Below are 353 nucleotides of genomic sequence, written 5' to 3'. Positions count from 1 at the left end.
CCGACGCGATACAGCAAACGAACTTAGCTGAACAGGTTAAGTTGTTGAATGTTTATTGCGTTATATTTTCTACTGACGAGGTAGGAAATAGATCATTAAGAGATTATGAAGAACAATTTGTGTGGATTTTTACTGGCTGATTGATCGAAATTATTTTCATTGATTGATGGTAGAAATTACTCGAAGTTTATTTGAGAAATATTTGTCAGAAAATTGATGAGCCAAGATTGGTAGCCATAAGCTACTACTGATTTTAAACTGAAGAGTTTGATCATGGCTCAGATTGAACGCTGGCGGCAGGCTTAACACATGCAAGTCGAGCGGAGTATTGGTGCTTGCACCAATACTTAGCG

1 rRNA gene is annotated in these 353 nt (G+C 37.7%); it reads left to right on the top strand.

Annotated features, from left to right (window positions below):
* Positions 1-255: 255 nt before the first annotated feature.
* A 16S ribosomal RNA gene (locus tag ACE01T_RS01800) occupies positions 256-353 on the top strand; the annotation flags it as partial.

The sequence above is a fragment of the Acinetobacter uliginosus genome (assembly GCF_044130295.1).
GTDB lineage: Bacteria > Pseudomonadota > Gammaproteobacteria > Pseudomonadales > Moraxellaceae > Acinetobacter.
The sequence above is the reverse complement of the archived record's forward strand: the minus strand, read 5'-3'. Positions and strand labels throughout refer to the sequence as shown.